This is a genomic window from Paraburkholderia sp. FW306-2-2C-D06C, assembly GCF_058781505.1.
Genome location: NZ_JBYSWU010000057.1, coordinates 21,026 through 38,389 on the forward strand (window position 1 = coordinate 21,026; position 17,364 = coordinate 38,389).

Sequence of the window (17,364 nt, forward strand, 5' to 3'; positions counted from 1 at the left end):
TGTTCCACTCAATCCCACCCTCATCCGACTTTTATCTGGAGACCCCATGCAGATCGGCCAACGGATCGGCACACCGCTTTCTGAATCCGCCACGCGCGTTATGCTGCTCGGCGCCGGCGAGCTCGGCAAGGAAGTGATCATCGCGCTGCAACGGCTGGGCGTCGAAGTGATCGCAGTCGACCGTTACCCGAACGCGCCGGGCCACCAGGTCGCGCACCGCTCGCACGTGATCGACATGACCGACCGCGCCGCGTTGCGCGCGCTGGTCGAACAGGAACGCCCGCATCTGATCGTCCCCGAGATCGAAGCGATCGCCACCGACGCGCTCGCCGCGATCGAAACCGACGGTCTCGCCGAAGTGATCCCGACCGCGCGCGCCACGCAACTGACGATGAACCGCGAAGGCATCCGGCGTCTCGCCGCCGAAGACCTCGGCCTGCCGACCTCGCCGTACGCGTTCGCCGATTCGCTCGACGAACTGCGCGCGGGCATCGCCAAGGTCGGCTACCCGTGTGTGGTGAAGCCGGTGATGTCGTCGTCGGGCAAGGGGCAGTCGGTGCTGAAGAGCGACGCCGACGTCGAACCCGCCTGGCAATACGCGATGGCCGGCGGCCGTGTGAATCATGGCCGCGTGATCGTCGAAGGTTTTATCGACTTCGAATACGAAATTACCCAGCTGACCGTGCGCGCGATCGATCCGGCGAGCGGCGAAGTCGACACCTATTTCTGCGATCCGATCGGCCACGTGCAAGTGGCGGGCGACTACGTCGAGTCGTGGCAGCCGCAGCCGATGAGCCCGCTCGCGCTCGAACGCTCGCGCGAAGTGGCGCACAAAGTGACTGCGGCATTGGGCGGCAGGGGCCTGTTCGGCGTGGAACTTTTTGTACGCGGCGATGACGTATGGTTCTCGGAAGTCAGCCCGCGTCCGCACGATACGGGTCTCGTCACGCTGTGCTCGCAGCGCTTTTCGGAGTTCGAGTTGCATGCGCGCGCGATCCTCGGTTTGCCGGTGGATATTTCGCTGCGCGCGCCGGGGGCGTCGGCGGTGATTTACGGCGGTCTGGACGAAGCAGGCATTGCTTTCGAAGGTGTCGCGGCGGCGTTGGCGGTGCCGAATGCGGATCTGCGCCTCTTCGGCAAGCCGGAGAGTTTCGTCAAGCGTCGCATGGGCGTGGCGCTCGCCACCGGCGAGAACATCGACGAAGCGCGCTCGCGGGCGAAGCAGGCTGCGGCGGCGGTGCATCCGGTTTCCGCGAAGTAACGCGTGCCGAAGCGCGCCGGACCGTATCGACATGCAATGAAGTAGCCCGCGCGCTTTGCAAACCCGCAGCGCGCGAATCCTGAATTGTTGAAGTAGAGGTAGGTATGGTCCTGGAATCCCGCAAGAATACGCGGCGTGGGACGTTTGGCCGGCTTGGCGCACTCGGCGTACTGCTCGCGCTGTGTGCCGGGATGACCGGGTGCGGCCTCGCTGCCGCGCCGTGCCGGGTCGCCTCGGCGGGTTTGAAGATCGTGCCGCTGGTCGGTCACGTCGCCGCTGCGCCGACCGATGCGTGCGCCGACGTGATCGATCCATAAGGCGAGTCCCATCGGCGATTCATCAGCGATTCAGCAGCGGGCCGTGGGCGGCCCGGAAGCGCTCCGCCAGCGTGCCGCCCATGCATGATGCGCAACAACAATCGAGGCGTCCGATGAAGAAATGGCTTGTTGCAGTAACCGCGGCGGTGAGTTTCGCGGCGCTGTACGGCAACGCATGGGCCGCGCCATTGCGGCTCGCCGAGATTCAGACCCAAAACCGGCAAACGCAGAAATACACCTGCGCGACCGGCAAGATCCTGCAAGTGACGTACTGGAACGCGGCGAACGGCCAGAGCTTCGCACTCGTGCCGGTGAAGGGCCAGCAACTGCTCTTCGTCAACACCATGTCGGCCTCCGGCGCGAAGTATCAGGCCGGCAGCTACACGTGGTGGACCAAAGGCCCGCGCGCCGACCTGTACGACGCAGTGGACGGCGAAAACGCGCCGCCTGTGCTGTCCGACTGCATCACTCTCAATCGCTGAGCATGACGTGGCGGCTTCTTTACCGTGCCGCCGCTTGCCTCTCGTCTGACCTTCTGCATCGCGGTATCGCCCGCCTGCGCACATCTTTTCCGTTCGAGTAGTAAGCTGTCCGGCATGGCATTCGCTATATCCGACCGTGCCCCGCTGTGCTCCGCTGTGCCCTGCAGACCATGCCGCACTTTGCCGGCGCGGCGGCCGTCTTCGATCGTCCGTTCCCGGACCTCAACGCGCGGGCTGATGGCCCGCGTCGTTTCGTCAAGCGAGACCCTCCATGAAAGCATCGGACCTGTTCGTCAAATCGCTGGAAGCCGAAGGTGTCGAGTATGTGTTCGGTATCCCCGGTGAAGAAAATCTCGATCTGCTCGAATCGCTGCGCCGCTCGAAAATCCGTCTGATCCTCACGCGTCACGAGCAGGCGGCCGGTTTCATGGCCGCCACTTATGGGCGCCTCACCGGACGCACCGGTGTGTGTCTCGCCACCCTCGGGCCCGGCGCGACCAATTTCGTGACCGCCGCCGCGTACGCGCAACTGGGCGGCATGCCGATGCTGATGGTGACCGGGCAAAAGCCGATCAAGTCGAGCAAGCAGGGGCATTTCCAGATCGTCGACGTGGTGCGGATGATGGAGCCGCTCACCAAATACACGCGGCAGATCGTGTCGATCGCCAACATTCCGGCGGCGGTGCGCGAGGCGGTCCGCCAGGCCGAGGAAGAGCGGCCCGGCGCCACGCATCTGGAGTTGCCCGAAGACGTCGCGCACGAAGAGGGCGACGGCAAGCCGATTCCGAAGAGCTACAGCCGCCGTCCGGTCGCCGAGGAAAAAGCGGTCGCGCGCGCGGTCGAGGCGATCACCAACGCGAAGCACCCGTTGCTGATGATCGGCGCGGGCGGCAATCGCAAGACCACCACGCGGATGCTGCGCGAATTCGTCGACCAGATTGGCATTCCGTTCTTCACGACGCAGATGGGCAAGGGCGTGATCGACGAATCGCATCCGATGTGGCTCGGCAACGCCACGCTCTCGGACGGCGACTTCGTGCATCGCGCGATCGACCACGCGGACTGCATCATCAACGTCGGCCACGACGTGATCGAGAAGCCGCCGTTCTTCATGCGCAGCGGCGAAGCGGGTGAGAAGACCGTGATTCATGTGAACTTCCTGGGTGCGGAAGTCGATACGGTGTATTTCCCGCAAATCGAAGTGGTCGGCGATATCGCCAACGCGGTGTGGCAGCTGAAGGAAAGTCTCAAGGAGCGTAAGGAGCATTGGGATTTCACGCGCTTCAAGGAGATCAAGCAGCACTTCGAAGAACACCTGGTGAAGGGCCAGCACGACGACCGCTTTCCGATGTATCCGGTGCGGATCGTCAACGACGTCTACGAGACCACGCCGGTGGACGGCATCGTGTGTCTGGACAATGGCATGTACAAGATCTGGTTCGCGCGCTACTACCGCGCGCACGAACCGAATTCGCTGCTGCTCGACAATGCGCTGGCTTCGATGGGCGCCGGTTTGCCTTCGGCGATCGCGACCAGGATCGTGCATCCGGATCGCAAGGTGATGGCCGTCTGCGGCGACGGCGGCTTCATGATGAATTCGCAGGAGCTCGAGACGGCGGTGCGCCTCAAGCTCGATCTGGTGATCCTGATTCTGCGCGACGACGCGTTCGGCATGATCCGCTGGAAGCAGGAGAACATGAATTTCCCCGACTACGGCATGACGCTGCGCAACCCCGATTTCGTCGCGTATGCGCAGAGTTATGGGGCGATCGGGCATCGGGTCGAGTCGGCGGCGGACTTCGCGCCGTTGCTGCGCGAATGTTTCGCGACACCCGGTGTGCACGTCATCGACGTGCCGATCGATTACTCGGACAACGAGCGCGTGCTCAATCGCGAGATCAAGCGGCTGAGCGCGCAACTGTAAGTGGCACGCACGCGGCAGACGGGCAGCGCGGGTCAGCGCTGTAAGCGTAGCAGGCGTAGTACGCGGACCCGAGGTGGCAGGGCATGGCCCTTGCTGGCTGCATCGCTGCTGACCATGCATCGGATCAAGGAGAACGCGTCATGTTGCAGAAGACTTACCCGTACTACCTCGCCAACGAAGCGGTGGCCGCCAACACCGATCTCGAAGTCACCGACAAATTCAGCGGCGAAGTGGCGACTCGCGTCGCGATGGCCGACGCGGCCGCCATCGACAAGGCGATCGGTTATGCCGTCGACGCGTTGCCCGGCTTGCGCGCGTTTCCACCCTTCAAGCGCCAGGCCGTGCTGGAACACTGTGTGAAGCGCTTTCGCGAGCGTTACGACGAACTGGCGCTCGCGCTCTGTATCGAAGCCGGCAAGCCGATCAACGACTCGAAAGGCGAAGTCACGCGGCTAATCGATACGTTCAAGGTGGCGGCCGAAGAGTCGGTGCGCATTGACGGCGAGATCGTCAATCTGGAGATTTCACCGCGCGCGAAGGGCTATCACGGCTATGTGAAGCGCGTGCCGATCGGTCCGTGCTCGTTCATATCGCCGTTCAATTTCCCGTTGAATCTGACCGCGCATAAGGTTGCGCCGGCGATCGCCGCGGGCGTGCCGTTCGTGCTGAAACCCGCGAGCCGCACGCCGGTCGGCGCGCTGATCATGGGCGAGATTCTGGCGGAAACGGACTTGCCGAAAGGCGCATTCTCGATCCTTCCCGCGCATCGGGATGGCGCGGATCTGTTCACAACCGACGAGCGTTTCAAGCTGCTGTCGTTCACCGGTTCGCCGGCGGTCGGCTGGGAGCTGAAGAAGAAGGCCGGCAAGAAGAAGGTGATTCTGGAGCTGGGCGGCAACGCGGCGGCGATCGTCGACGGCGATCAGGGCGGCAAGCTTGATTACGTGGTCGACCGGCTTGCGTTCGGCGCGTTCTACCAGTCGGGGCAGAGTTGCATCGGCGTGCAGCGGATACTGGTGCATGCAAAGGTTTACGACGCGCTGCGCGAAAAACTGATCGCGAAGACGAAGTCGCTGGTGATGGGCGATCCGAAAGACGAAAAGACCTTTGTCGGGCCGATGATCTCCGAGTCGGAATCCAGGCGCCTTGCCGGCTGGATGGAAAGCGCGGTGCAGGCGGGCGCGAAAATCGTCGCGGGCGGCAAGGTCGAGGGCGCGATGTTCGAGGCGACGCTGCTCGAGGGCGTGAAGCGCGACACCGATCTGTATCGCAAGGAAGCCTTTGGGCCAGTGGCGATGCTGGAGCGTTTCGACGATTTCGACGCGGCGCTGGCTACTGTCAACGACAGCGACTTCGGCCTGCAAGCCGGCGTGTTCACCGACTCGCTCGCGCATGCGCATCGCGCGTGGGACGTGCTCGAAGTGGGCGGCGTGGTGATCAACGACGTGCCGTCGTTCCGGGTCGACAACATGCCGTATGGCGGCGTGAAGGATTCGGGGCTGGGGCGCGAGGGCGTGCGCTACGCGATCGAGGATATGACCGAGATACGGTTGATGGTGATGCGCGAGACGTGGTGACGGGTGAGGCGGTGCGCGGCGGCGATGTCTTTAGCGCGCGGGGCCTGCGGACGCGGTTTGTGCGCCGGAATCCACCCCCGAGCCGGTTGCTGGCGTCGGGCGGCAGGGCGGGCGCGGCATAGCTGCTGTCACGCAGCTGTCGTCTGCACGAACTACGCTGCCAGCGAGGCGCCCCCGTGCCGGGTTGCGATCCGCCAAAGCCTGCCCGGACGGCCGGTTGATCGGGGCGCCCCGGCGGCTTTCGCCGGCGTAGGCAGAAAGCCGGCACATGCGCCATGAGTGTTTTTGCTGAAGTGCTACAATACCGGCCTTTCCGGCGGGTGTTTCCGCCGGCCGGAGCCGGCCGCATTTTTTCCCGCAATACCGACGGGTCCCGTGCGGAACGCCGTGGCTCCGCCTTCATCCTGATGCCCTCTGCGGTTCCGACCGCTGCCGCGCGCACGCGCCAAGCGCATTTTTAGCGAAAGCCACCATGTCCGACACAGCCGTCACGCCCAGCACTGAGACTTTTGATCAATTCGGTCTCGCGCCCGACATCCTGAAAGCCGTCAAAGAATCGGGCTACACCACGCCTACGCCGATCCAGGCGCAGGCGATTCCCGTCGTGCTGGCCGGGCGTGACGTCATGGGCGCCGCGCAAACCGGCACCGGCAAGACGGCCAGCTTCTCGCTGCCGATCATCCAGCGCTTGCTGCCGCAGGCCAGCACGAGCGCGTCGCCCGCCCGCCATCCGGTGCGCGCGCTGATCCTCACGCCGACCCGCGAACTGGCTGACCAGGTCGCCGCGAACGTGCAGGCGTATGCCAGGCACACGGCGCTGCGCAGCGCCGTGGTGTTCGGCGGCGTCGATATGAATCCGCAATCCGAGCAACTTCGCCGCGGCGTCGAAATCCTGATCGCCACGCCAGGCCGTTTGCTCGATCACGTGCAACAGAAAACCGCCAACCTCGGCCAGGTGCAGATCCTCGTGCTCGACGAAGCTGACCGGATGCTCGACATGGGCTTCCTGCCCGATCTGCAGCGCATCCTGAACCTGCTGCCGAAGGAGCGTCAGACGCTGCTGTTTTCGGCCACGTTCTCGGGCGAAATCAAGAAGCTCGCGGCCACTTATCTGCGCAATCCGCAGACGATCGAAGTCGCGCGCAGCAATTCGACTGCGACCAATGTGACGCAGATCGTTTATGAAGTCGCCGAAGGCGACAAGACCGGCGCGGTGGTGCAACTGATTCGTGAACGCGGCCTCAAGCAGGTGATCGTGTTCTGTAACAGCAAGATTGGCGCAAGCCGTCTGGCGCGTAGTCTGGAGCGCGATGGCGTGGTCGCTACTGCGATTCACGGCGACCGCACGCAGAATGAGCGCATGCAGGCTTTGGACGCTTTCAAGCGTGGCGAGATCGAGGCGCTGGTCGCTACTGACGTGGCGGCGCGTGGGTTGGATATTGTCGAGCTGCCTGCTGTTATCAATTTCGATCTGCCGTTCAATGCGGAAGATTATGTGCACCGGATCGGGCGCACCGGGCGTGCTGGCGCTTCCGGCGATGCTTTGTCGTTGTGCAGCCCGAATGAGCGTAAGCAGCTCGCCGATATCGAGAAGCTGATCAAGCGGCCGCTGGATGTGCAACGCTTGACTGTCGATACGCCGGTGCGGCATCACCATGAAGAGCGGGCGCCGCGGCGTGAGCGCGAAGGGCGCGATGAGCGGCCGGGGCGCCGCCGTTCCGGGGCCGCTTCTTCGGCTTCGTTCGATCGGCCGCATCATCATCGCGCTCAGCCTGTGGATGATTTCTTCCTCAAGCCGTATGAGCCGTCGCCTTCTTCCGTTCGGAAAGTCGAAGAGGCTGCCGCGTCTGCGGCTCCGCAGAAGTCGTCGTCCAAGCAGCCGTTGGCTGCACTGTTGGGTGGGTTTGGGATGCCGAGAAAGTCTTCTTCCTGATTTTTTATCTGCTTTTTGGCCTAAGCGGGATCCTCGCGCCGGCACGGTAGTGGCACATCTGGAATCCGTGTTCTATTTTCCCGTTTTGCGCACACCCATTCGCTGTGCCCATGCCGACGTTGCGGCAGCATAAAAGCCTTCTAGCGTCGCGTGCCCGGCGCTCCCTGACCCTAGTCCCAGATGCCGTGCGGCTGCGCTGAGCGCTTCAAGCGGTTTTTCAGCATCTAGCGCGGTTGCGCCGTTTTGCTTGCTGAGCTTTTCACCCTGGTCGTTCGTGACGACCGGCACATGCAGGTACTCGGGCGTCGGCACGCCGAGGCAGCGCTGCAAGTAAATCTGCCGCGCCGTCGAATCCATCAGGTCCGCGCCTCGTACGATGTGCGTCATGCCCGCGTCGGCGTCGTCCACCACCACCGCCAGTTGATACGCCCACTGGCCGTCCGCTCGCTTCAACACGAAATCACCGACCTCGGTGGCCAGATTCTGTGTCTGCGTGCCCTGCCAACGGTCTTCGAATGCAATCACCGCAGCGTCGCCGTCCGGCACGCGCAAACGCCATGCGCGCGCAGGTTTGCCATGCAGGCCGTTGCGGCACGTGCCGGGGTACGCGAGTGTGGTGTTGCGCGCGTGCGCATGCAATAACGAATCGGCAATCTCCTTGCGCGTGCAGCCGCATGGGTAGATCAAGCCGGTAGCCTTCAGCTGCTCCAATGTTTCCTGATACCGTGCGATGCGCCGGCTTTGCCAGACCGGCGGCTCGTCGGAGTGCATGCCGAAACGCTCGAGCGTGGCGAGTATGTCTTCGGCGGCGCCTGGAACAGTGCGCGGAGCGTCGATGTCTTCGATGCGCACGAGCCATGCGCCGCCATGCGCACGCGCGTCCAGCCAGCTTGCGAGCGCGCTTGCCAGCGAGCCGAAATGCAACGGCCCCGTGGGAGATGGCGCAAAGCGTCCGCGATAAGCCATGGGTTTGACGGGTGGATTATTGCGCGCAAGGGCGTGCGTTGATCACGCGGCGCGCGCAGCCTTACTGTCCGGATGGCATTCCGGACATGTCTTGCCCGCCACATACAACGGCGATTGCTGCGCTTCCGGTGTCACCACCGCGCGGCAGCCGAAGCATTGCACGGTCGCGGTCGGTTCCAGTTGCGGATTGAGCGCGGTGCGATAGTCGAACACGAAGCAGTCGCCGTGGTAATGCGCGCCGCCCACTTCCTCGAAATACTTCAGGATGCCGCCTTCGAGCTGATACACGTTCCCGATGCCGACTTCCTTCATATGGATCGCGGCCTTCTCGCAACGAATCCCGCCAGTGCAGAAGGACACGACCGTCTTGCCCTCGAGGTCGGCACGGTTTTGCTCGATGACCTCGGGAAACTCGCTGAATTTCGTAATGCGGTAGTCGAGCGCGTCGTCGAAGGTGCCGACGTCCACTTCGAACGCGTTGCGCGTGTCGAGCATCACGACCGGCCGGCCTTCGTCGTCGTGGCCGCGGTCGAGCCAGGTTTTCAGCGTGGGTGCGTCGACGAACGGCGCGCGGCCGAGCTCCGGCCGGATCGCCGGCTTTTTCATCGTGATGATCTCGCGCTTGAGCTTGACCAGCATGCGGCGAAACGGCTGCTTTTCCGACAGGCTTTCCTTGAATTGCAGATTCGCGAACTTGCCCTCGAACAGCGGATCGTGGCGGATGTAGTCGATAAACGCGTCCGCGGCGCCGCGCATGCCGGCGACGAACAGATTAATGCCTTCCGGCGCCAGCAGCACGGTGCCGCGCAAGCCGAGCGCGTTGCAGCGCTCGGTGACGAAAGGCCGCCATGCGGCTGTGTTTTCGATAGTCGCGAAGTGATACGCGGCGAGATTGACGATGCTCATGTTTGTCCAGCGGTAAAAAGCGGCCAGCGGCGTGAGAACGGCGCGTATTGAGCCGCCGTGTGGCACGGCCACGTCGAAAGGGCGAAACCCGTATTATCCCTCAAGCCGGCGCTTCGACCGACTCGGCCGAACGGCCAGGCTGTTGCGGCAGCGCAAATCGCGCACGATTTTGGGCCGAGTTGGCGCCCGACGTACGCCTTCGAGCGATCGAGGCGCACAGATTGCGCGCGTCGTTCAAACCCGTTGTTCAAACCGTTCCCCGCCGCCGGGCGCCGGCGCGCGGTGCTCACGCATTTAGCCCCTGGGCCGAACGGCTAACGCGCGGGTTTGGCCTGAAAACTCCAGTAGGGTGGAGTTACAATGTCGCCCATGTCAGATCCTCGCTTCGTTCATCTCCGCGTTCACTCCGAATTCTCGATTGCCGATGGCATCGTGCGCCTCGACGACATCGTCAAGGCCGCCGCCAAAGACGGTCAGGGCGCGCTCGCCCTCACCGATCTCGGCAACGCGTTCGGCCTCGTCCGTTTCTACAAGGAAGCCCGTGGCAAAGGGGTCAAACCCATTGCCGGCTGTGACGTCTGGATCACCAATCCGGACGACCGCGAAAAGCCCTCGCGCCTGCTGCTGCTGGTCAAAGACCGCCGTGGCTATCTGAATCTGTGCGAGCTGCTCAGCAAGGCTTCGCTCACGAACCAGTATCGCGGCCGCGCGGAAGTCGAAGCTGGCTGGCTCGAAACCGGTCTGGGTGAAGGCCTGCTCGCGTTGTCCGGCGCACAGCAGGGCGACGTCGGTCTGGCGTTGGCCGCCGGTAACGAAGAAGCGGCAAAGCGCAACGCGCTGCACTGGGCGAAGGTGTTTCCGAACGGCTTCTATATCGAGTTGCAACGCTGCGGCCAGCCGGGCGGCGAGCAGTACGTGCAGCAGGCGGTGGCGCTCGCGGCGTCGCTGAAACTGCCGGTGGCCGCCACGCACCCGATGCAGTTCATGACGCCGGACGATTTCACCGCGCACGAAGCGCGCGTGTGTATTTCCGAAGGCGACATTCTGGCGAATCCGCGCCGCTCGAAACGCTTTACAGCCGAGCAGCATTTCCGCACGCAGGAAGAGATGACCGCGCTGTTCGCGGACATTCCGTCGGCGCTCGCCAATACCGTCGAAATCGCCAGGCGCTGCAACCTGACGCTCGAACTCGGCAAGCCGAAGCTGCCGCTGTTCCCGACGCCCGACGGCATGTCGCTAGACGACTACCTCGTGCATCTGTCGAAGGAAGGCCTGGAGAAGCGGCTCGAGCAGCTGTACCCGGATCAGGCGGAACGCGACGCGCAGCGCGAAACGTACTACAAACGCCTCGAATTCGAGTGCGGCACGATCGTCAAGATGGGCTTTCCGGGCTACTTCCTGATCGTTGCGGACTTCATCAACTGGGCGAAGAACAATGGTGTGCCGGTCGGTCCGGGCCGGGGTTCGGGCGCGGGTTCGCTGGTCGCGTATGCGCTCGGCGTGACCGACCTCGATCCGCTGCGCTACAACCTGCTGTTCGAACGGTTCCTGAATCCGGAGCGGGTCTCGATGCCCGACTTCGACATCGACTTCTGCCAGCACGGCCGCGATCGCGTGATTCAGTACGTGAAGGACAAGTACGGTGCGGACGCCGTGTCGCAGATCGCCACGTTCGGCACGATGGCGGCGAAGGCTGCGGTGCGCGACATCGGCCGCGTGCTCGATCTGGGCTATATGTTCACAGACGGCATCGCCAAGCTGATTCCGTTCAAGCCGGGCAAGCACGTCACTATCGCCGACGCGATGAAGGAAGAGCCGCTCTTGCAGGAGCGCTTCGACAACGAAGACGAAGTGCACCAGTTGCTCGAACTCGCGCAGCGCGTGGAAGGCTTGACGCGTAACGTCGGCATGCACGCGGGCGGTGTGCTGATCGCGCCAGGCAAGCTGACCGATTTCTGCCCGCTTTACACCCAGGGCGACGAGAGCGGCGTCGTGAGCCAGTACGACAAGGACGACGTCGAAGCCGTCGGCCTGGTGAAGTTCGACTTTCTGGGCCTGACCACGCTAACGATTCTCGACTGGGCCGAGCGCTATATCCGCCGCCTCGATCCGTCGAAGAAAGACTGGTCGCTCGCGCAAGTGCCGCTCGACGATCCGGCGTCGTTCTCGATCCTGAAGAAAGCGAATACGGTCGCCGTGTTCCAGCTGGAAAGCCGCGGCATGCAGGGCATGCTGAAAGACGCCCAGCCTGACCGCTTCGAGGACATCATCGCGCTGGTGGCGTTGTATCGTCCGGGTCCGATGGACCTGATTCCGAGCTTCTGCGCGCGTAAGCACGGCCGCGAAATGGTCGAGTATCCCGATCCGCGCGTCGAGCCCATCCTGAAAGAGACCTACGGCATCATGGTCTATCAGGAGCAGGTGATGCAGATGGCGCAGATCATCGGCTGCTACTCGCTCGGCGGCGCAGACTTGCTGCGTCGCGCGATGGGTAAGAAGAAGGCCGAGGAAATGGCCGAGCACCGCGCGTTGTTCCGCGAAGGTGCCGCGAAAAACGGCCTGAGTGCCGAGAAGGCCGACGAAATCTTCGACTTGATGGAGAAGTTCGCGGGCTACGGCTTCAACAAGTCGCACGCGGCTGCCTATGCGCTGCTCGCGTACCACACCGCATGGCTGAAGGCGCACCATCCGGCCGAATTCATGGCAGCCAATATGTCGCTCGCCATGGACGACACGGACAAGGTCAAGATTCTGTTCGAAGACTGCCTCACGAACGGGATGAAGGTGTTGCCGCCAGACGTCAACCAGTCGGCGTACCGTTTCGAACCGGTCGCGGAAGCGGACGGCAAGCGCTCGAAAACGATCCGTTACGGTCTCGGCGCGATCAAGGGCAGCGGCCAGAACGCGATCGAAGAAATCCTGCGCGCGCGCGAAGAAGGTCCGTTCATCGACATCTTCGATTTCTGCAATCGGATCGACCGCCGGATCGTCAATCGCCGGACGGTGGAAGCATTGATCCGCGCCGGCGCCTTCGACACGTTGCATGCGAATCGCGCGCAGCTGATCGCATCGGTGTCGCTGGCGATGGAAGCCGCCGAGCAGGCGAGCGCCAACGCCATGCAGGCGGGTCTATTCGACATGGGCGACGCGCCGTCGCAAGGTCATGAACTGGTCGACGAACCGGAATGGCCGGAAAAGAAGAAGTTGCAGGAAGAGAAGGCCGCGCTCGGCTTCTACCTGTCGGGCCATCTGTTCGATGCGTACAAGGACGAAGTGCGCCGTTTCGTGCGTCAGAAAATCGGCGATCTGAAGGAAGGGCGCGACAAGCTGGTGGCGGGCGTGATCGCGTCGCTGCGCACGCAGATGACCCAGCGCGGCAAGATGCTGATCGCGCTGCTCGACGACGGCACCGGTCAATGCGAAGTGACCGTCTTCAACGAGACCTTTGAAGCGCACAAGCCGCTGTTCAAGGAGGACGAACTGCTGGTCGTGCAGGGCCAGGCGCGTAATGACGCGTTCACGGGCGGCATCCGCTTCACCGTCGACACGGTGATGGACCTCGGCCGCGCGCGTTGCCGTTACGCGGAAGCCGTCAAGGTGCAGATGAACGGCAATGCGGACGCATCGGCGTTGCGGCGTGTGCTCGAAGCGCATAGCGCGGGCAAGGACGAGCCGCAAGCAGCCGCGGCGCCCGCTGCGTCAGCGCGGGGCGGCGGTGGAGGCGGTGGCCGGAACGGCGGCGGCTATGGCGGCGGTGATGGCCGCCAACGCCAGGCTGTCCAGATCCCGAACGGGCTTGCTGTGCAAGTGGTCTATCGCAGTGAGAATGCGCAAGGGGAAATGCGTCTGGGCGACGCATGGCGCGTGAAACCTACCGACGAACTGCTGGCTGCATTGCGCGGCGAGTTCGCGGGAAGTTCGATCGAAATCGTCTATTGATGCCGGGCGGGCGGAGTCGCCCGCGCCTTGTCCCCCAGTCGCGCCAGCTTCAAAAACCGGTAGTACACCGTTTCCGCATTGAACACCGCGATCATGAATCCGGCGCGGCCGTCGAGAAACCCGCGCCGCAAGATGTAAGTCCGCACGAACGCCCACAGGCCGCGACCCACGGCCTTGCCGAAACTGCCGCGCTTGCCTGCTGCGTGACGCTGCTGCGCGCCTGCCGTCGAATACGTGTCGAGCTTGCGTAATACGCCCTCGAAGTCTTCGTACGAGTAGTGCATCAGCTTGCCGGCCAGGCGCTGCGCCGGCGTGTCGAACACCAGGCGCTCGTGCACGAGGTCGTCGGAAAAACGCGCCGCGCCGAGCTTGAACAGACGCGGAATCCAGTCCGGATACCAGCCGCTGTGACGAATCCAGTGGCCGCAGAAGCTCGACAGGCGATCCACCGCGTAGACCTCGGCGGTGGGCGCGGCAAGTGCCGCGCGGATTGCCGCGGCAAGTTCCGGCGAGACGATTTCGTCGGCGTCGATCGAGAGTACCCAGGTGGTGGTCAACTGATCGAGCGCGCGGTTTTTTTGCGGACCGAAGCCGGGCCAGTCGGTTTGTTCGAGGACGCGGGCGCCGTGCGCGCGGGCGATCTCGGCCGTGCCATCGGTGCTGCCGCCGTCGATCACGACAATCTGATCGGCGAAGGCCACGGCTTGCAGGCATTCGGCCAGCCGAGCCGCCGCGTTTTTGGTGATGATGGCGACGCCGAGGGTGGTTTCTTGCATACCTGAATTGCGTGGTGGGTGCAGGGTGATGGAATAGGTCGCGCAAGTATACACAGCACGGTGTACGGCGCGGCGCGTGCGGCCGGACACGTCCGCACGCCGACAGCGGCCCTGTACCATCCGGCCGGTTCATCACCGCCGGCCGCGCGATCCCTAACCGTTTACAATGCCGTATTTGATTTTTCGCGTGGCGGACATTCCGTCCGGCGCGCGGATGCCGTTCCGCATTCCCAGAGGACTCCTTGAGCGCGAAGCCAACGTTAAGCAAACCCATCGGTTCAGGTGAGGCGTCGTCGCCCGTCGTCGTCATGCGGCGCTTGTGGCCGTATATCAAGCCGCTGCTGTGGGTGATGATCGGCGCGATCGTCGCGATGGCCGTGAGCGCCGGCACCGACGCGGCGATTCCCGCGCTGCTCAAGCCGCTTCTGGACAAAGGCTTCGGCGCGCATGCCAGCGACAGCGCCAAATGGTTTGTGCCGGCCGCCGTGATCGGCCTTGCGCTGATTCGCGGGGTGTCGCAATACGCGTCCGGCTATCTGCTTGCCTACGTGTCGAACAAGATCCTGCTCGAACTGCGGCTGAAGATGTTCGACCGGATGATCCACTCGAGCGTGGCGTTTTTCCAGCGCGAAACCGCGAGCACGGTGATCAATGCGATCGTCTTCGAAGTGAACCAGATTCTCAACGTGCTGCTGAGCGTGCTGGTCACGCTGGTGCGCGATTCGCTGACCGTGTTGTTCCTGCTCGGCTATCTGTTCTACCTGAACTGGCGTCTGACGCTGATCGTCGCGGTGCTGCTGCCGGGGATCGGCTGGCTGGTCGGCAAGATCAACCGCCGTCTGCGGCGGCTGAACCGCGAACATCAACTGCTGACCAACGAGCTGTCGTACATCGTCGAAGAGACGGTGGGCGGCTACAAGGTCGTCAAGGTGCACAACGGCGAGCAGTATGAGACCGACCGCTTCACGTCGATGAGCCGGCGTTTGCGCGGCTACTCGATGCGCATGACGGTCTCCGGCGGCCTCGCGCAGCCGTTGACGCAATTCCTCGCGTCGATTGCGCTCGCGGTGGTGATTACGATCGCGGTGGTGCAGTCGTCGTCGGATCAGACCACCGTCGGCGGCTTTGTCGCATTCGTCACGTCGATGCTGCTGATCATCTCGCCGCTGAAGCATCTGATGGACGTGAACCAGCCGCTGCAACGCGGCATGACGGCGGCCGAGCTGATCTTCGGCCTGATCGACGAGCCGTCCGAGCCGGCCGGCGGCGGCAAGCCGCTCGATCGCGCATCGGGCGAAGTCGAATTCCGCGACGTGTCGTTCATGTACGGCAGCAACGCCACGCACAAGCGCCACACGCTCGACCACGTGTCATTCAAGGTGGCGCCGGGCGAAATGGTCGCGCTGGCCGGTCCGTCAGGCAGCGGCAAGACCACGCTGGTGAATCTGCTGCCGCGCTTTTTCGATCCGACCGGCGGCGAGATTCTGATCGACGGCGTCGCGCTGCCGGAATATGGTCTGCACGCGCTGCGCAGCCAGATCGCGATGGTGAGCCAGGACGTGGTGCTGTTCAACGACACGGTGGCGAACAATGTCGCCTATGGCCAGAAGGCCGATCCGGACAAGGTCAAGGCGGCGCTGCGCGCGGCCAACCTGTGGGATACCGTCGAGGCCATGCCGAACGGCATCGAAACGCTGATCGGCGACAACGGCATGATGCTGTCGGGCGGTCAGCGGCAACGTCTGGCGATCGCCCGCGCTATCTACAAAGACGCGCCGATCCTGATCCTTGACGAAGCGACGTCCGCGCTCGACTCCGAATCCGAGCGCCACGTGCAGGCCGCGCTGGAAACGCTGATGAAGGGCCGCACGACGCTCGTGATCGCGCACCGTCTATCGACGATCGAGCGCGCGAACCGGATTCTGGTGATGGAAGCAGGGCATATCGTGGAGCGCGGCAGTCATCGCGAGCTGCTGGCGCAAAACGGGCTGTACGCGCATTTGCACCGCATCCAGTTCCAGCAGGACGCGGCATAAGAGCCGCAAGACGTGCGGCGCGTTTTCTCTCGTGTCTGCACGATGCTGTGCGCCGTTCGGACCGGCAACACATATGACCCGGATGCGCCTGTCCGCCGCCTCCCTTTGTTTGACCGGGCGCTCACGCGCGGTCGCCTGAATGATGAAAATCGGACTCTCAAGTAATGCGCTGAAACACAGCGGCGGTCTCGAGCGCTATGCCATGGACCTCGTGCGCGGCTTTTCCGTGAAGGGCATCCAGCCGGCGTTTTTCGCCCGCCGCTTCGATATGTCGGTGCCCGAAAGCCGCATGGTCGAGCCGCATCGTATCAATGTGTCGCTCCTGCCGGGCAAGCTGCGTGACCGCTGGTTTTCGTGGCGCTTGCGTCGGGCGCGCCGGGCAGCGCACGTCGACGTGATGATTGGGTGCAACCGGGTCGATTCGTCGGAAATCGCGATCTGCGGCGGCACGCATCTCGGGTTTTTGCGCACTACCGGGCGAGATCAACGGCGTTCCGACCGTTGGCAGATCGCGCTCGAGCGCCGTCAGTACGAGCGGGCAAGTGTGATCGTCGCGCACTCAAAGCTGATGCATGATGAACTGCGTGAGTTGTATGGCATCGACGATGCAAAGATTCTCATGCTCTATCCGCCGGTCGACAGCGCGCGCTTCACCCAGGTCGACAGCGCGCGGCGCGCTACCCTGCGGCGCAAGTTCGGCTTCGCGGATCACGAGATCGTACTGCTGTTTCCGTCGAGCAGTCACGAGCGCAAGGGTTTGCCGCTGATCGAAGCTGCCTTGAGCGATACGGACTTACCGGTGGTGCTCGCCGTCGCGGGACGTCCGCCGACTCGTACTTCCGGGCGGATCCGCTATATCGGCTATATAAAAGAAATCGAGGATGCCTATCGGGCCGCCGATTTCACGATTCTTGCCTCGAAATATGAGCCGTTCGGGCTGGTGGGTGTCGAATCAGTGATGTGCGGCACGCCGGTGATTTTCCCGTCGAGCATCGGTTGTTGTGATGCGATCGCGGAGCACGCGAAGTTTGTTTTCGCCCCGGACGATGTCGCCGATCTGCGCGCGACGCTCGAACGCGCGGTGCGGCAGCGGCTTGCCGACCCGGCGCCGCGCGAGTCCACGCGCAACGCGGTGCTCTATGACGCGCGGGTCGCCGGTCACGTGGACGCACTGTTGGAGCTGGCAACGCGCATTTACGATCGTAAGTGAGACCGGCTCGCGCGCTGCCTGAGGGTGGCCGGGGCGT

Annotated in this window: 12 protein-coding genes; 9 read left to right on the forward strand and 3 right to left on the reverse strand. The window is 63.6% G+C overall.

Annotated elements, in window-relative coordinates:
• The first annotated feature begins 46 nt into the window (after positions 1 to 46).
• From purT to AC3WLT_RS30890, 6 genes are all read left to right on the forward strand, one after another.
• Entirely contained in the window at positions 47 to 1,261 is a 1,215-nt protein-coding gene (gene purT, locus AC3WLT_RS30865) for a formate-dependent phosphoribosylglycinamide formyltransferase (protein WP_492595433.1), read from the forward strand.
• A 104-nt stretch (positions 1,262 to 1,365) separates the two neighbouring features.
• Positions 1,366 to 1,578 (forward strand): DUF6726 family protein, encoded by a 213-nt coding sequence (locus tag AC3WLT_RS30870; protein ID WP_492595434.1) that lies wholly within the window; start codon positions 1,366 to 1,368, stop codon positions 1,576 to 1,578.
• A gap of 113 nt (positions 1,579 to 1,691) precedes the next feature.
• Positions 1,692 to 2,060, forward strand: coding sequence for an MliC family protein (locus AC3WLT_RS30875; RefSeq protein ID WP_492595435.1), 369 nt, complete (start codon positions 1,692 to 1,694; stop codon positions 2,058 to 2,060).
• A gap of 271 nt (positions 2,061 to 2,331) precedes the next feature.
• Positions 2,332 to 3,984 carry an acetolactate synthase large subunit gene (locus tag AC3WLT_RS30880; protein ID WP_492595436.1) on the forward strand — a complete coding sequence of 551 codons (1,653 nt, stop codon included), beginning with the start codon at positions 2,332 to 2,334 and terminating at the stop codon, positions 3,982 to 3,984.
• 140 nt (positions 3,985 to 4,124) lie between these two features.
• Positions 4,125 to 5,561, forward strand: a complete 1,437-nt coding sequence (locus tag AC3WLT_RS30885; protein ID WP_492595437.1) for an aldehyde dehydrogenase family protein — start codon at positions 4,125 to 4,127, stop codon at positions 5,559 to 5,561.
• A gap of 472 nt (positions 5,562 to 6,033) precedes the next feature.
• A complete protein-coding gene (locus AC3WLT_RS30890) occupies positions 6,034 to 7,494 on the forward strand; it encodes a DEAD/DEAH box helicase (protein WP_492595438.1) in 1,461 nt (486 codons plus the stop codon).
• Between the two features lie 72 nt (positions 7,495 to 7,566).
• Here the strand turns inward: AC3WLT_RS30890 and gluQRS are convergent, their stop codons facing one another.
• Both gluQRS and AC3WLT_RS30900 read right to left on the reverse strand, forming a co-directional pair.
• On the reverse strand, positions 7,567 to 8,460 hold the full coding sequence (gene gluQRS / locus AC3WLT_RS30895) for a tRNA glutamyl-Q(34) synthetase GluQRS (protein ID WP_492595439.1): 894 nt from the start codon (positions 8,458 to 8,460) through the stop codon (positions 7,567 to 7,569).
• Positions 8,461 to 8,502: 42 nt separating this feature from the next.
• The gene (locus AC3WLT_RS30900) at positions 8,503 to 9,366 is read right to left on the reverse strand and encodes a sulfurtransferase (protein ID WP_492595440.1); all 864 of its coding nucleotides are present in this window, start codon (positions 9,364 to 9,366) and stop codon (positions 8,503 to 8,505) included.
• Between the two features lie 360 nt (positions 9,367 to 9,726).
• On the opposite strand from AC3WLT_RS30900, the gene dnaE reads away from it, so the two are divergent.
• Positions 9,727 to 13,305 (forward strand): DNA polymerase III subunit alpha, encoded by a 3,579-nt coding sequence (dnaE, locus tag AC3WLT_RS30905; protein WP_492595441.1) that lies wholly within the window; start codon positions 9,727 to 9,729, stop codon positions 13,303 to 13,305.
• On the opposite strand, the gene AC3WLT_RS30910 is transcribed toward dnaE, so the two are convergent.
• Entirely contained in the window at positions 13,299 to 14,081 is a 783-nt protein-coding gene (locus AC3WLT_RS30910) for a glycosyltransferase family 2 protein (protein WP_492595442.1), read from the reverse strand. The two genes, dnaE and AC3WLT_RS30910, sit on opposite strands and share 7 nt — an antisense overlap.
• A gap of 242 nt (positions 14,082 to 14,323) precedes the next feature.
• Here AC3WLT_RS30910 and msbA point away from each other — a divergent pair, with 242 nt between their 5' ends.
• Positions 14,324 to 16,117: a lipid A export permease/ATP-binding protein MsbA gene (msbA, locus tag AC3WLT_RS30915; RefSeq protein ID WP_492595443.1), complete on the forward strand. Its 1,794-nt coding sequence runs from the start codon at positions 14,324 to 14,326 to the stop codon at positions 16,115 to 16,117.
• Positions 16,118 to 16,259: 142 nt separating this feature from the next.
• Positions 16,260 to 17,327, forward strand: coding sequence for a glycosyltransferase family 4 protein (locus tag AC3WLT_RS30920; protein ID WP_492595459.1), 1,068 nt, complete (start codon positions 16,260 to 16,262; stop codon positions 17,325 to 17,327).
• The last annotated feature ends 37 nt before the right edge of the window (positions 17,328 to 17,364 follow it).

Bases quoted from the DNA above. Each gene is read 5' to 3' on its own strand.
- purT (WP_492595433.1), top strand. From the start codon at position 47: ATGCAGATCGGCCAACGGATCGGCACACCGCTTTCTGAATCCGCCACG.
- AC3WLT_RS30870 (WP_492595434.1), top strand. From the start codon at position 1,366: ATGGTCCTGGAATCCCGCAAGAATACGCGGCGTGGGACGTTTGGCCGG.
- AC3WLT_RS30875 (WP_492595435.1), top strand. From the start codon at position 1,692: ATGAAGAAATGGCTTGTTGCAGTAACCGCGGCGGTGAGTTTCGCGGCG.
- AC3WLT_RS30880 (WP_492595436.1), top strand. From the start codon at position 2,332: ATGAAAGCATCGGACCTGTTCGTCAAATCGCTGGAAGCCGAAGGTGTC.
- AC3WLT_RS30885 (WP_492595437.1), top strand. From the start codon at position 4,125: ATGTTGCAGAAGACTTACCCGTACTACCTCGCCAACGAAGCGGTGGCC.
- AC3WLT_RS30890 (WP_492595438.1), top strand. From the start codon at position 6,034: ATGTCCGACACAGCCGTCACGCCCAGCACTGAGACTTTTGATCAATTC.
- gluQRS (WP_492595439.1), bottom strand. From the start codon at position 8,460: ATGGCTTATCGCGGACGCTTTGCGCCATCTCCCACGGGGCCGTTGCAT.
- AC3WLT_RS30900 (WP_492595440.1), bottom strand. From the start codon at position 9,366: ATGAGCATCGTCAATCTCGCCGCGTATCACTTCGCGACTATCGAAAAC.
- dnaE (WP_492595441.1), top strand. From the start codon at position 9,727: ATGTCGCCCATGTCAGATCCTCGCTTCGTTCATCTCCGCGTTCACTCC.
- AC3WLT_RS30910 (WP_492595442.1), bottom strand. From the start codon at position 14,081: ATGCAAGAAACCACCCTCGGCGTCGCCATCATCACCAAAAACGCGGCG.
- AC3WLT_RS30920 (WP_492595459.1), top strand. From the start codon at position 16,260: ATGAAAATCGGACTCTCAAGTAATGCGCTGAAACACAGCGGCGGTCTC.